Below are 13574 nucleotides of genomic sequence, written 5' to 3' on the forward strand. Positions count from 1 at the left end.
AAACGGGCGGCCCCGGTCCGGGACCGCCCGTGGTGCGCGGAGCGTTCCTCACACGCCGGGCCGGTCGAACTCCCCTGCTCGGACACCGGCCAGGAAGCCGGTCCAGTCGACAGCGCCGAAGCTGAGCACCGGCCCGGTGACGTCCTTGGAGTCGCGCACCAGCACCGCCGCCGGAACATTGGCGACTTCGACGCAGTGTCCGGCAGCGCCACTGCGACTGCTCTTGCGCCAGGTGGGCGTGGCGTTCTTCATGATCATCTCCTTCCGTGGAATGCCCCTCCATTGGAACCCACCGGGGCCGTTCACCGGGCGAGACGATCCCTCGTCTCAGCGATGGCCGTTCGGCTCTCTTCTGGCGACAATGCGCGTTCCAGCAGGTCATCGAAGGCATCCTGATAAACGTCGATCTCCTCGGGCTTCACCCGGAAGTGGCCGCCGGTCAGTCCTTCGATGTGCACCACCGGGTTACGGGTGCCCGCAGCGAACTCCAGCACCAGGAACGACTCGGTCAGCCCGGCGTGCGCGCCGGCCTGGAACGGCAGGATCAACAGCTCGACACCGGGGCGGGTGCTCGCCTCGTACAGCCGGTTGAGCTGCCGTTGCTGCACCTCGCGGCCGCCCACCTGGCGCAACAGCACGCCCTCGTCCAGGACGATCCGCAGCGTCGGCGGCGGATCGCGGGTGAGCACCGCTTGCCGGGCCATCCGCACCGCGAGCCGGCGCTGGATGGTGGAGATCTCCTCGATGTCGGCGCCGGTCTCGATCACGGCTCGCGCGTACTCGTCGGTCTGCAACAGGCCCGGCACGACCTGGGCCTCCCACTCGGAGATCAGGACCGCCTCGGCCTCCAGGGCGAGGTACTCGTCGTACGGATCCGGGACCGACGACCTGTACGGCGTCCACCAGGCCCGGGTCCGGCCACGGCGGGCCAGGTCGCGCAGCCGGCCGCGGTCCTCGACGGCCACCCCGTACAGCGTGAGCAGGCGGTCGAGGTCGGGCTCGCTGATCCCGGTGTGCGCGGTCTCGATCCGGCTCAGTTTCGACTCGGACCAGCCCAGTGCGGTGGCTACGTCGACAGCACGGCGCTCACCGCGGAGTCGGCGCAGTTCGCCCCCGAGCTCCCGGCGCGCAGTCGATGTCGGCCTCGCCACGAGGCCACCATATCGGCGCGTCCGTCCGCCACTGCAAGTTGCAGAGAAGGCAATGCACTTGCAGTGCGGTCGATCGGCGTGACGTAATGAGAGGCGAAGGCCGAAGCCGGTGGCGGCAACCGCCGGCGGATGTGAGCCCCCGCTCGGCGGGCGAGCGGGGGCTCAGGCACGTCGTCGGCCGATCAGTACCGGTAATGCTCCGGTTTGTACGGCCCCTCGACCGCGATGCCGAGATAGGCGGCCTGCTCCTTGGTCAGCTCGGTGAGCCGCACCCCGAGCGCGTCCAGGTGCAGCCGGGCCACCTTCTCGTCCAGATTCTTCGGCAGCACATGCACCCCGACGGGGTACTCCTCGGTCTTCGTGAAGAGCTCGATCTGCGCGATCGTCTGGTTCGAGAAGCTGTTGCTCATCACGAACGACGGGTGCCCGGTCGCGTTGCCGAGGTTCAGCAGCCGCCCCTCGGAGAGCACGATGATCGAGTGCCCGTCGGCGAAGCGCCACTCGTCGACCTGCGGCTTGATGTTGATCTTCGTGACGTCGGGGCGCCGCGCCAGCCCGGCCATGTCGATCTCGTTGTCGAAGTGGCCGATGTTCCCGACGATCGCCTGATGCTTCATCCGGGCCATGTGCTCATGGGTGATCACGTCGAAGCATCCGGTCGCCGTGATGAAGATGTCCGCGGACGCGACCACGTCGTCGATCGTGGCGACCTGGTAGCCGTCCATCGCCGCCTGCAACGCACAGATCGGGTCGACCTCGGTCACGATCACCCGGGCGCCCTGCCCGCGCAGCGACTCGGCGCACCCCTTGCCGACGTCGCCGTACCCGAACACCACCGCCACCTTGCCGCCGATCAGCACGTCGGTGGCCCGGTTGATGCCGTCGATCAGCGAGTGCCGGCAGCCGTACTTGTTGTCGAACTTCGACTTGGTCACCGAGTCGTTCACGTTGATCGCCGGGAAGAGCAGGGTGCCGTTGTGCTGCATCTCGTACAGCCGGTGCACGCCGGTCGTGGTCTCCTCGGTGACACCCTTGATGCCGGCCGCGACCCGCGTCCACCGCTTCCCGTCCTCCTTCAGGCTGCGCGCGAGCAGGCCCAGGATGACCGCGTACTCCTCGGAGCCGGCCGTGTCCGGCGGCGGCACCACACCGGCCCGCTCGAACTCCGCGCCCTTGTGCACCAGCAGCGTCGCGTCCCCACCGTCGTCGAGGATCATGTTGGGCCCCTCGCCGTCCGGCCAGAGCAGCACCTGCTCGGTGCACCACCAGTACTCGTCGAGGCTCTCGCCCTTCCACGCGTAGACCGGCACCCCGCGCGGCTCCTCCGGCGTACCGTCCCGGCCAACCACCATCGCCGCGGCCGCGTGATCCTGGGTCGAGAAGATGTTGCAGGACGCCCAGCGCACCCGCGCACCCAGCGCCGTCAGCGTCTCGATCAGCACCGCGGTCTGAATCGTCATGTGCAGCGACCCGGTGATCCGCGCCCCGCGCAGCGGCTGAGCGGACCCGAACTCCGCGCGCAGCGCCATCAGGCCCGGCATCTCATGCTCGGCCAGCTCGATCTCCTTGCGACCGAACGCCGCGAGCGACAGGTCCGCGACCTTGAAGTCCCCCTCAGCAAGCGTTGCGGGACGACCCGTGCTGCTCATCCTTCAGCTCCTGCCCATCGGAAATTTCATCACAAAACCTATTCACCGTACGACCTATGGCTGCCTCAGAAGCGGCAGTCGCGTTCTCTGGCGATGGTGCGCGAGCCCCTTGCCACTCAGCCACGCTCGCAGCGCTCCCGCTCCGCCTCCCCAGGAACCAGCGCGTTCAGCGCCGCGAAGGCAGCAAGCTCCACGGGAGTCGGGAGCCTTCGGAGCTGGAATAGCGAACGGGGCGACAGGCCTGAGCCCGCCGCCCCGTTCATCCCCCCGGTTTGGTACCGCGCGCGTCCGTGGGACCCCCCGATCACCAATGACGCTGCGTACTTCTAGATTCACACTCTGCAACCATCATGTCAAGGCATTTCACGATATTTCGGACTCGTGTGGCCGATAAGCCCCCGCAGGAGCCCTCACTCCCGCCCACCCCCCACCAGTGTGGTGACTCAAGACGCGCGGCGAACCCAAAGTCCGCACACTCCGACCGCCGACAAGCAGCGTGTTGATTTGGGGTCCGATACGCACCTCAAATCAACACACTGAGCGGTGCAGCGGCGCGACCGGGCGGACAGCGTGGCTGGGCGGCGCCACGGGGCGGACGGCGGGACGGGGCGGTAGTGGCACGGGCGACGGCAGGCCGGGCCGAGCCCAGCGGGCCGCGCGGTGGGACAGGGCGGACACGCGGTGAGCCGGGCAGCGACGCGGTGGGCCGGGTCGAGCGGGCGACGCGGTGGGCCGGGTCGAGCGGGCGGCGCGGTGGGCCGGGCGGCATTACGGACGGGCGGCGCGGTGGGCCAGGGCGGCTGACGGGCGGGGCGCGGCCGGCGGCGGAGCGGGGTGGGTTGAGGCCGGGACGGCAGCTCAGCCCGGCGGTGGCGGCAAAGGCCGGAGTCGCAGCAAGCTCGCTGCAACTCTCGAGAGCCGTTCGATCACGCGTACCTCAAGAAGAAGGAACCGAGGCCACAAAGATCTCCCCGACGCCGGCCGCGGTGAGGTCTCCCGCCGAGGCAGGTGCGTAAGCCGCCGTCCCCGGCTGGACCGCGACGGGGATCCCGTGCCCCTCCCCCACATTGACCTCGCCCGCCACGCCGAGGATGACGCGCGGCCCGCTGCCCGGAAGGCGCACGGGCGGGCGGTCGGCGCGCAGGGCGACGCGGTGGAGTTGGAAGTCCGGGACCGGTACGTGCCAGGCCGTGACCTCGTCCGAGGAGGCCGCGGGGTGCAGCAGCGGGTCGTCGAGGACTTCGAAGCGCAGCACCCGCAGCAGTTCGTCGACGTCGACCCGCTTCGGCGTGAGACCGCCGCGCAGCACGTTGTCGCTGGCGGCCATCAGCTCGACGCCGAGGCCGCGCAGATAGGCGTGCAGGTTGCCGGCGGGCATCCAGATGGCTTCGCCGGGGGCGAGGCGGACCAGGTTGAGCAGGAGCGCGACCAGCACGCCGGGGTCGCCGGGATAGTGGGCGGCCAGGCGCTGGGCGAGCTGGAAGCTGTCCGCGTGCGCGTGGCCCGGCGTGAACCGGCCCGCGGCTGTCACCACGTCGTCGATCAGCGCGGGGCGGTCGTTGCCCGGCCAGGTGAGCAGCAGGCGGACGGCTTCGGTGAGGTCGCCGGCGCGCAGTGCGGTGATCACCGGGTCCAGGCGCGGCAGACCGAGAGCGGCGAGCACGTCGGCGGCGACGTCGGGCGGGCGGAAGCCGCAGAGCGCCTCGAACGGGGTCAGCGCGACCAGCATCTCGGGTTTGTGGTGGGCGTCCGTGTAGTTCTTCGGCGCGGACGGGTCGGCTTCCTGCTTCGCGAAGGCGACCTCCGCGTAGTCCGCGTCGGGGTGCGCCTGCAGCGACAGGGGGGCGTCCGCGGCCAGGACCTTCATCAGATATGGCAGGCGGGGCCCGAACACGGCTGCCACGGACTCGCCGAGCTGACCGGCCGGGTCGCCGGCGATCAGCTCGGTGAGCGCGACCGGGCCGTCCGGGCCGGGCACCGTGGAGGGGTCGCCGGGGTGCGCGCCGAGCCACAACTCGGCCTCCGGCCCCTCGGCCGCGGGACGGCCCTGCAGCTCGGCGATCGCCGTCCGGGATCCCCAGGCGTACGGCCTGATGACCCCGGTGAGGGGATGGACGGTCACGTGAGGCCTTCCGGCAGCGGGTTGGAGAGCTCCTTCATCTCACTGATCGCGGGCACGGCCATCGGGTCGAGCCCGTGCGCCAGCGCGAGATAGAGGGAGGCGTAGTCGGGCACCGCCACCAGCGAGGCGAACCGCTCCAGCGACGACCCGCCCTCGGCGGTGAGCACGTCGCAGCGCACGCCACGGCGGTCGGCGAGGGTCTGGATGGCGTCGGCCCGGCGCTCCTCGACGGCGACCGGCTCGTCGGCGTCGTCCTCCGGGTTGAGGCCGCCGTCGCGGAACACCACCAGGCGCAGCCGGGTGACCTCCTCCTCGACCTCGTCCGGGTCGGCGAAGATGTCCCGGGACGACTCGGCGAGCCCGCCGAAGACGCCGTCGAGCAGGCCCACCCGGCCCCGGCCGGCCTCGCCGAGCGCGCCGGCCATCACCGGGTAACGGGCGTTGGCGGCCAGGGTGTCGGCGAACCGCCGGGCCGCGACGGTGGCCAGCGGCGACGAGCCCCAGATGACGGGGACCGAGCCGGCCAGGCCGAGGGCCAGTTCCTTGGCCGGGTTGACGAACGAGTCGGCGGCCGGGCGGCAGCGCTCGGCGTCGTTGTCCAGCCGGGTCGCGGTCTCGGCGATGTCCGCCTCGGTGACCTTGACCAGGCCGAGCGCCCGGCCGGCGAGCAGCACCGGGATGGTCAGGCCCCAGAGCGTGGCCCGGGCCGGGGCGCGGCGGGGCACGCCGATGAACGGCGCGCGGGCCCGCTCGGCCATCGCCTCCAGCTCGGAGCCGGGGTTACCGATGGCGACCAGCCGGGCGCCGCGACGGGCGGCGGCCTCGGCGGCGGCGAGCGCCTCGGGGCTGCGCCCGGAGGCGGAGACCGCGATCACCACGTCCGCCGCGCCGACCCAGCCGGGCACGCCGGCGCTGCGGTGGCCGATGATCGGGACCGGGCAGCGCGGCCCGGCGACGGTGGACAGGACGTTGCCGGTGAGGCCGGCGGTGCCGATGCCGGCGACCACGACCGCCCGTGGTCGGCCCTCGTCGGCGAGCATGGTGAGGTCGACCTCGCCGGCGAGCGCGGCGGATTCGCGCACCTGCGCGCCGGCCGAGGCGGTGGCCCGCAGCATGCCGCCCGGGTCGTTGGCGAGCATCGACTTCTCGTCGTTGAGCAGCGACTCGTCCGCGACGCGGTGCCCGTTGACCCCGGCGGTCACTTGGCGTCCCTCTCGATGGCCTCGTCCAGGAGCAGGATCGGGATGTCGTCCCGGATGGGGAAGATCCGCCCGCACTCGGTGCAGGTCAGCGTCTGCGCCTCCGCGTCGTGGTCGAGGGGCGCGTGATGCGTGTCCGGGCAGGCCAGAATCTCCAGCAACTGCTGATCGAGCGCCACCGAGCTACTCCTTAAATGCCGCCGTACGAGGGTCGTGGCGATCCTATCCACGAACGATGGTCAGAACCTCGTCGCGCAGCGCCGCCATCCGCGCGGCGTCCCGCGCCTCCACGTTGAGGCGCAGCAGCGGCTCGGTGTTCGAGGCCCGCAGGTTGAACCAGGCGCCGTCGCCGACCTGCACGGTCATGCCGTCCAGCTCGTCCACCGCGGCGCCCGGGAACGCGGCCCGCACTTCGGCGATCTTGGCGGTCGCGTCGGCCACCGTGGAGTTGATCTCACCGGAGGCGGCGTAGCGCTCGTACTCGGCGGCGTACCGGGAGAGCGGCTCGGACTGTCCACCGAGCGCGGCGAGCACGTGCATGGCGGCGAGCATGCCGGTGTCGGCGAACCAGAAGTCCCGGAAGTAGTAGTGCGCCGAGTGCTCGCCGCCGAAGACCGCGTTGGTCTGCGCCATCTCCGCCTTGATGAAGGAGTGGCCGACCCGGCTGCGCACCGGCTTGCCGCCGCGCTCCGTGATGATCTCCGGCACCGCGGCCGAGGTGATCAGGTTGTGGATGATCGTGCTGCCCGGGAACTTGGCCAGCTCGCGGGCGGCGACCAGCGCGGTGATCGCGGACGGCGAGACCGGGTCGCCGTTCTCGTCGATCACGAAGCAGCGGTCGGCGTCGCCGTCGAAGGCAAGACCCAGGTCGGCGCCCTGCTCGCGGACGGCCTTCTGCAGGTCCTCGAGGTTCTTGGGGTCGAGCGGGTTCGCCTCGTGGTTCGGGAAGGAGCCGTCCAGCTCGAAGAAGAGCGGCACGATCTCCAGCGGCAGGGCGGGCAGGACCTGGTCGCCGAGCACGGCCGGGACGGTGTGGCCACCCATCCCGTTGCCGGCGTCCACGATCACCTTGAGCGGCCGGATGCCGGTCAGGTCGACCAGCGAGCGCAGGTGCGCGGCGTAGTCCTTCAGCAGGTCACGCCGCTCCACCCGGGACGGGCCGTCGGCGCCGGCGTTCAGGTCGGCGAGCAGGTCCTGGGCGCGCTTGCGCACGATCACCAGTCCGCTGTCCTGGCCGACCGGGCGGGCGCCGGCGCGGCAGAGCTTGATGCCGTTGTACCGGGCCGGGTTGTGGCTGGCGGTGAACATCGCGCCGGGCAGGCCGAGCGAGCCGGAGGCGTAGTAGAGCTGGTCGGTCGAGGCCAGCCCGATGGTGATGACGCCGGTGCCGGCCGCGTTGGCCCCACGGGCGAATGCGGCGGCCAGGCCGGGGCCGGACTCGCGCATGTCGTGCCCGATCACGATCTGGTCCGGCTCGTCACCGGACTCCCGCAGCATCTCGACGAAAGCCGTGCCGATCGCCCGCGCCACCGCCTCGTTGAACTGATCCGGGACGATGCCCCGGACGTCGTACGCCTTGATGATCTGCGACAGATCCGACACTTACCTACTCCTCACCCGAATTCCCTACTGGGCCGAGGGTATCGGAGCGATCACCTCCGAAAGGTTTCAACCGCGAGACGACAGGCGTGGTCAGCCGCACGCGTCGTCTCCGGCAGCCGGTAACGAGGCGTCAGGCGCAACGTGAGCGCACAGGCGGTGCCGAGATCCATCCGGTGCCCGACCGAGACGAACACCGGTTTCACCCCGGTCCGGGTGCGCAGCACCGCGCCGACGGTCTCGCCGTCGACGATCAGCGGCTCGCGGTCGCCGCGATCCGCTCCGACGGGGTCGTGCGCGCCGACCAGGCGGGTCTTGCCCACCCCGAACGACGGCAGGTCGGTCAGCACACCCAGATGCGAGGCGAGACCGAACCGGCGCGGGTGGGCCAGACCGTGCCCGTCGCAGATCAGCACGTCGGGCCGGAGGGTCAGCTTCTCCAGCGCGTCCAGCAGGGCGGGCACCTCACGGAAGGCGAACAGCCCCGGGACGTACGGGAAAGTCGTGCGGCTGGGCATCACAACGGTGTCCCGGACCGACAGATCCGACGAATCGAGCACCACGACGGCGGCCGCCAGCCGGTCACCGTCATAGGCGACGTCGAGTCCCGCCACGAGCGCCGTGGACGACGGGGCCTCGCCGAGGATCACCCGCGACCGGAGGGCGTCCTGAACGGCAAAAGCTTCTTCTTCGGTACGGGGCCGGAGCACCGCAGAAGAATAGTTGTCTCCTGACGTGACGCGGGTCACGATGGGCGGGTGGGGAACCCCTGGCTCGCCCTGACTCCCGGCGACGACCCGACCGAGCGGATCCGTCAGGTCGGCCACGCCCATGAGCGGTTCCTGGCCGGCGATCCGCAGCCGGGCCGGATGCGCTCGGTGGTCGCCGACTCCTGGGCGCGGTCGGCCGCGTGGATCGGGGCGGACAGCAGGGCTCCCATCGACCTCGCCGACGCCGACCTGGAGGCCTACCGGGCGGCGCACCCGCTGGCCCGGGTCATGCCGATCTTCCGGGATCTGCTGGGTGGGCTGGCCGAGGACGGCGACCACATCCTCGCGGTCTGCGACGAGCACGGCCGCATGCTCTGGGTCGAGGGGCACCCGGCCACCCTGCGCGAAGCGGCGTCGATGAACTTCGTGCCCGGCGCCCGGTGGGACGAGGCGCACGCCGGCACCAACGCGCCCGGCACCGCGCTCGCCGTCGACCACGCGTTGCAGATCTTCGCCACCGAGCACTTCACCCACCCGGTGCAGAGCTGGACCTGCGCGGCAGCACCCGTGCACGATCCCCGCACCGGCCGGCTGCTCGGCGCGATCGACGTCACCGGCGGCGACCACCTGGCCAACCCGCACAGCCTGGCACTGGTCCGGGCGACGGCTCTGGCCGCCGAGGCGCTGCTGGGGGTGCTCGCGCCGGCCGGCCGGCGACCGGTGATCACGGCGCTCGGCCGCGACGAGGCGCTGCTGAGCCTCGGCGGCAAGCGGATCCGGCTGGGCCGGCGACACTCCGAGCTGCTGGTCCTGCTCACCGTGCACCCCGAGGGCCGCACCGGCGACCAGCTGGGCTTCGACCTCTACGGCGACGACGTCAACCCGGTGACGGTCCGGGCCGAGCTGTCCCGGCTGCGCCGCATCCTGGGCCCGGAGCTGCTCGACTCCCGGCCCTACCGGCTGCGCGCCGAGGTGGAGGTGGACTTCGGCACGATCGCCGGGCTCCTCGACCACGGCCGGGTGCCCGAGGCACTGGCCGCCTATCCCGGCCCGCTGCTGCCGGCGAGCGACGCACCCGGGGTGGTACGCCTGCGCCGCCGCATCGACCACCGGCTGCGCGCCGCCGTGCTGGCCACCGGCGACCGGCGGCTGCTGCAGGGCTGGCTGGACAGTCCGTGGGGCAGCGACGACCTGGAGATGTGGGAGGCGTACGCGGCCTCGGTCCCGGCCGACCCGGTCGCCGCCCGTCGCGTCGCCGAGCTGTCACGTGAATACGCGCTGTGCAACGTCCGTGCAACGTCACGGTGACTAACGTCCCGGCCTGACCCCCTGACAGGTACGGAGGCGTGACCGTGACCATCTACACCCCGCCCGGCTCCGAGGGCGCCATCGTCAGCTACCAGTCTCGCTACGACCACTACATCGGCGGTGAGTACGTCCCGCCGGCCAAGGGCCAGTACTTCGAGAACCCCTCCCCGGTGACCGGCCGCCCGTTCACCGAGATCGCTCGCGGCACCGCCGAGGACGTGGAGAAGGCGCTGGACGCCGCGCACGCCGCGGCCCCGGCCTGGGGACGGACGTCGCCCACCGAACGCTCGGTCGTCCTGAACCGGATCGCCGACCGGATGGAGCAGCACCTGGAGAAGATCGCCGTCGCCGAGGCCTGGGAGAACGGCAAGGCGGTACGCGAGACCCTGGCCGCCGACATCCCGCTGGCGATCGACCACTTCCGCTACTTCGCCGGCGTGATCCGGGCGCAGGAGGGCACCGCGGGGCAGCTGGACGAGGACACCGTGGCGTACCACTTCCACGAGCCGCTCGGCGTGGTCGCCCAGATCATCCCGTGGAACTTCCCGATCCTGATGGCGGTGTGGAAGCTGGCGCCCGCCCTGGCCGCCGGCAACGCGGTGGTGCTGAAGCCGGCCGAGCAGACCCCGGCCTCGATCCACTACCTGTTCTCGCTGATCGGCGACCTGATCCCGCCGGGCGTGGTGAACATCGTCAACGGCTTCGGGGTGGAGGCCGGCAAGCCGCTCGCCTCCTCGAACCGGGTCGCCAAGGTGGCCTTCACCGGTGAGACCACCACCGGCCGCCTGATCATGCAGTACGCCTCGGAGAACCTGATCCCGGTCACCCTGGAGCTCGGCGGCAAGAGCCCGAACATCTTCTTCGACGACGTCAGCCGCGCCGACGACGACTTCTACGACAAGGCGCTCGAGGGCTTCGCGATGTTCGCGCTGAACCAGGGCGAGGTGTGCACCTGCCCGTCCCGCGCGCTGATCCAGCAGAGCCATTACTCGGACTTCCTGGCCGCCGGCGTGAAGCGGGTGGAGAACCTCAGGCAGGGCAACCCGCTGGACACCGACACCCAGGTCGGCGCGCAGGCCTCCAACGACCAGCTGGAGAAGATCCTGTCGTACCTGGACATCGGCCGGCAGGAGGGCGCCCGCGCGCTGACCGGTGGCGCCCGCGCCGAGATGCCCGGCGACCTGGCCGGCGGCTACTACGTGCAGCCGACCATCTTCGAGGGCCGCAACAACATGCGGATCTTCCAGGAGGAGATCTTCGGGCCGGTGGTGTCGGTGACGCCGTTCGGTGACTTCGACGACGCGATCACCGTCGCCAATGACAGCCTGTACGGCCTCGGCGCCGGCGTCTGGACGCGGGACATCAACCAGGCGTACCGGGCCGGGCGGGCGATCAAGGCGGGCCGGGTGTGGACGAACTGCTACCACCTCTACCCGGCGCACGCGGCGTTCGGCGGCTACAAGCAGTCGGGCATCGGCCGGGAGAACCACCGGATGATGCTCGACCACTACCAGCAGACGAAGAACCTGCTGGTCAGTTACTCCCCCAAGGCCATGGGCTTCTTCTAGAGATGGCCGCCCGCGTCGATGTGTCCCCCGCGGCCGCCGCGATGATGCGGCAGCTGCGGGAGCAGCACGGCCCACTGATGTTCCACCAGTCCGGCGGCTGCTGCGACGGCAGCTCGCCGATGTGTTACCTGGAGGGTGAGTTCCGCACCGGCAGCTCCGACGTCCTGCTGGAGTCTCTGGCGATCGAGGGGGTGCCGGAGCCGATCACGTTCTGGATGTCGGCCAGTCAGTTCGCACTCTGGAAGCACACGCACCTGACGGTGGACGTGGTCCCCGGGCGTGGCGCCGGCTTCTCGCTGGAGGCGCCCGAGGGCGTGCGGTTCCTGATCCGCTCGCGCCTGCTCACCGAGGCCGAGCTGCAGGAACTCGGATAGGACAGGTCCGGCCGGTCCGTCCCGCCCGCCGGCGGCCGGCCGGACCGGTCATCCGAGATCCGGCGCCGGATCGTCGCGCAGCCGGCTGTAGAGCCAGCCGTCGCGCCACTGCCCGGCCCGGAACTCGCAGGACCGCAGCACGCCCTCGAATTGGAATCCCGCCTTGACCAGCGCCTTCTGCTCGGCGATGTTCTCCGGGTGGGTGCCCGCCTGGATCCGCTGCACCGGCCGGTGCTGGAACAGGTAATCGGCGAACACGGCCTGCGCCCGCCAGCCGAGACCGCGCCCCCGGAACTCCGGCAACAGCAGGATGCCGATCTCCAGGCAGACGCCGGCATTGCCGTACTGGATCTCGCGGTAGGTCACCACCCCGGCGGCCGCGGTCTCGTGCTTGACGACCAGCCATCCGTCGCTCGGCCCCAGATAGCCGTCGGTCTCGAAGCGGCGCGTCACGGCGCCGGCATCACGGAAGCCGTTCCAGTCGAGCCCCACGAGCCCCGGCTCCACCATGAAGCGGCGCAACATGTCGAGGTCATCCGCATTTATCGGCCGCAATCGAAGATCCGCCACGGCCGGTGATTGTACGCTTACAGGCGGAATTTTGTACCCGATTCCTGCCACATATTCAGTTCAGGACTGGCATTCCCCGCCTTCCCCAGGCATCGTCGGCAGTCGCCGACGACCTGGGGAGGAAAATCGATGCCGCTGTCGCACACCCGGAAGGCCTTCACGGTCAGCGCTCTTCTGATCATGACCGGCCTTCTCGGCCAGGCGGCCGCGGCTCAGACGACGGCGCCGCGAGCCGATCCCGCCCAGTCGGTGGTCGCCGCCTCGCCATCACCCTCGGCGCCACCGCCGGCCACGGAGACGCAGGCGCCCGGTGGCCGCATCGAGAAGGCCACTGCCGACCAGCGCCAGGGCAAGCGCCGCACCGGCCCGGCCGGCAGCCGCCTCACCACCGGCACCCGGGGCGTCGCGCTGACCTTCGACGACGGGCCGGACCCGGACTACACCCCGAAGCTGTTGCGCCTGCTCGCCAAGCACCAGGTCAAGGCCACCTTCTGCGTGGTCGGTGTGCAGGCGAAGCGGCATCCGCAGCTGATCCGCGACATCGTCCGGGCCGGTCACGCGCTCTGCAACCACTCCTGGAACCACGACCTCAAGCTCGGCAAGAAGCCGATCGCCAAGATCAAGGCGGACCTGGAGCGGGTCAACGCCGCGATCCACGCCGCCGAGCCGAAGGCGAAGATCAGCCTGATGCGCGCGCCCGGCGGCAACTTCACGCCGGCGCTGGTCTCCACCGCCCGCGGGATGGGCATGGAGTCCATCTATTGGAAGGTCGATCCCCGGGACTGGGACCACGACGAGAAGAAGTCCCACCGCGACCACTGCAACAAGATCATCAAGCTGGTCAAGCGGCACACCCGGCCGGGCGCCATCGTGCTCTCCCACGACTACGCGCAGCCGGACACGATCGCCGCCTACCGCGAGCTTCTGCCGTGGCTCAAGCATCGCTATCGGCTGGTCTCCCTCTAGGACCCCGCTTCAGTACGCGCATTCACGCCCAGCCTTCCGCCATCGCGTACCGCCCGTCCCGCGCGACCTGAGCGGGTGGTCCAGCCTCTGCCGCGCCCGCCGGGCTGAGCTGCCCACTCACCCCCTGTGTGAAGTTGCGGCTCGATTCAAACCCCAACTTCACACACAACCCAACCGCAACGCGCGGCAACCGCAACGCTGACGACCGCGGCGCGGTCAGCGCGACGCGGCGTGGCGCGCCCGACAGTGTGTGAACTTGCGGCTCGATACGCACCCGAACTTCACACACAGGCTCAGCGCGGTGCCGGGGACCGCGCGGCGTGGGGTGACGGCGCGGCGTGGGGTGACGGCGCGGCGC

Annotated in this window: 13 protein-coding genes; 4 read left to right on the forward strand and 9 right to left on the reverse strand. The window is 70.9% G+C overall.

What is annotated here, in order from left to right; genetic code table 11:
* Positions 1–48 precede the first annotated feature (48 nt).
* The 8 genes from AC0NH5_RS32670 to nfi form a co-directional block, all read right to left on the reverse strand.
* Entirely contained in the window at positions 49–252 is a 204-nt protein-coding gene (locus AC0NH5_RS32670) for a DUF397 domain-containing protein (protein ID WP_474410785.1), read from the reverse strand.
* A gap of 50 nt (positions 253–302) precedes the next feature.
* On the reverse strand, positions 303–1151 hold the full coding sequence (locus AC0NH5_RS32675) for a helix-turn-helix domain-containing protein (RefSeq protein WP_474410786.1): 849 nt from the start codon (positions 1149–1151) through the stop codon (positions 303–305).
* A gap of 182 nt (positions 1152–1333) precedes the next feature.
* Complete coding sequence (gene ahcY, locus AC0NH5_RS32680) at positions 1334–2800, reverse strand: adenosylhomocysteinase (RefSeq protein WP_474410787.1); 1467 nt, start codon at positions 2798–2800, stop codon at positions 1334–1336.
* Positions 2801–3737: 937 nt separating this feature from the next.
* On the reverse strand, positions 3738–4922 hold the full coding sequence (gene manA / locus AC0NH5_RS32685) for a mannose-6-phosphate isomerase, class I (protein ID WP_474410788.1): 1185 nt from the start codon (positions 4920–4922) through the stop codon (positions 3738–3740).
* Positions 4919–6061, reverse strand: a complete 1143-nt coding sequence (locus AC0NH5_RS32690) for an SIS domain-containing protein (RefSeq protein ID WP_474410840.1) — start codon at positions 6059–6061, stop codon at positions 4919–4921. Before AC0NH5_RS32690 ends, manA begins: the two co-directional genes overlap by 4 nt.
* Positions 6062–6120: 59 nt before the next feature.
* Complete coding sequence (locus tag AC0NH5_RS32695; RefSeq protein ID WP_474410789.1) at positions 6121–6300, reverse strand: Trm112 family protein; 180 nt, start codon at positions 6298–6300, stop codon at positions 6121–6123.
* A gap of 43 nt (positions 6301–6343) precedes the next feature.
* Entirely contained in the window at positions 6344–7723 is a 1380-nt protein-coding gene (locus tag AC0NH5_RS32700; protein WP_474410790.1) for a phosphomannomutase/phosphoglucomutase, read from the reverse strand.
* Positions 7724–7773: 50 nt separating this feature from the next.
* Entirely contained in the window at positions 7774–8430 is a 657-nt protein-coding gene (nfi, locus tag AC0NH5_RS32705; RefSeq protein WP_474410791.1) for a deoxyribonuclease V, read from the reverse strand.
* Positions 8431–8478: 48 nt separating this feature from the next.
* On the opposite strand from nfi, the gene AC0NH5_RS32710 reads away from it, so the two are divergent.
* Genes AC0NH5_RS32710 through AC0NH5_RS32720 form a run of 3 tightly spaced genes read left to right on the forward strand, consistent with a single transcriptional unit; the run spans position 8479 to position 11680 of the window.
* Positions 8479–9738, forward strand: a complete 1260-nt coding sequence (locus AC0NH5_RS32710) for a GAF domain-containing protein (RefSeq protein ID WP_474410792.1) — start codon at positions 8479–8481, stop codon at positions 9736–9738.
* Between the two features lie 44 nt (positions 9739–9782).
* On the forward strand, positions 9783–11306 hold the full coding sequence (gene exaC / locus AC0NH5_RS32715; protein WP_474410841.1) for an acetaldehyde dehydrogenase ExaC: 1524 nt from the start codon (positions 9783–9785) through the stop codon (positions 11304–11306).
* Positions 11307–11308: 2 nt separating this feature from the next.
* Positions 11309–11680, forward strand: coding sequence for a DUF779 domain-containing protein (locus tag AC0NH5_RS32720; RefSeq protein ID WP_474410793.1), 372 nt, complete (start codon positions 11309–11311; stop codon positions 11678–11680).
* A 48-nt stretch (positions 11681–11728) separates the two neighbouring features.
* Here AC0NH5_RS32720 and AC0NH5_RS32725 read toward each other — a convergent pair whose 3' ends face one another.
* Entirely contained in the window at positions 11729–12250 is a 522-nt protein-coding gene (locus tag AC0NH5_RS32725; protein ID WP_474410794.1) for a GNAT family N-acetyltransferase, read from the reverse strand.
* A 129-nt stretch (positions 12251–12379) separates the two neighbouring features.
* Here AC0NH5_RS32725 and AC0NH5_RS32730 point away from each other — a divergent pair, with 129 nt between their 5' ends.
* Entirely contained in the window at positions 12380–13216 is an 837-nt protein-coding gene (locus tag AC0NH5_RS32730; protein ID WP_474410795.1) for a polysaccharide deacetylase family protein, read from the forward strand.
* Positions 13217–13574: the final 358 nt, after the last annotated feature.

The organism is Actinoplanes sp. 13, from assembly GCF_056134165.1.

Bases quoted from the DNA above. Each gene is read 5' to 3' on its own strand.
- AC0NH5_RS32720 (WP_474410793.1), top strand. From the start codon at position 11,309: ATGGCCGCCCGCGTCGATGTGTCCCCCGCGGCCGCCGCGATGATGCGG.
- AC0NH5_RS32730 (WP_474410795.1), top strand. From the start codon at position 12,380: ATGCCGCTGTCGCACACCCGGAAGGCCTTCACGGTCAGCGCTCTTCTG.
- ahcY (WP_474410787.1), bottom strand. From the start codon at position 2,800: ATGAGCAGCACGGGTCGTCCCGCAACGCTTGCTGAGGGGGACTTCAAG.
- AC0NH5_RS32670 (WP_474410785.1), bottom strand. From the start codon at position 252: ATGAAGAACGCCACGCCCACCTGGCGCAAGAGCAGTCGCAGTGGCGCT.
- AC0NH5_RS32690 (WP_474410840.1), bottom strand. From the start codon at position 6,061: ATGCTCGCCAACGACCCGGGCGGCATGCTGCGGGCCACCGCCTCGGCC.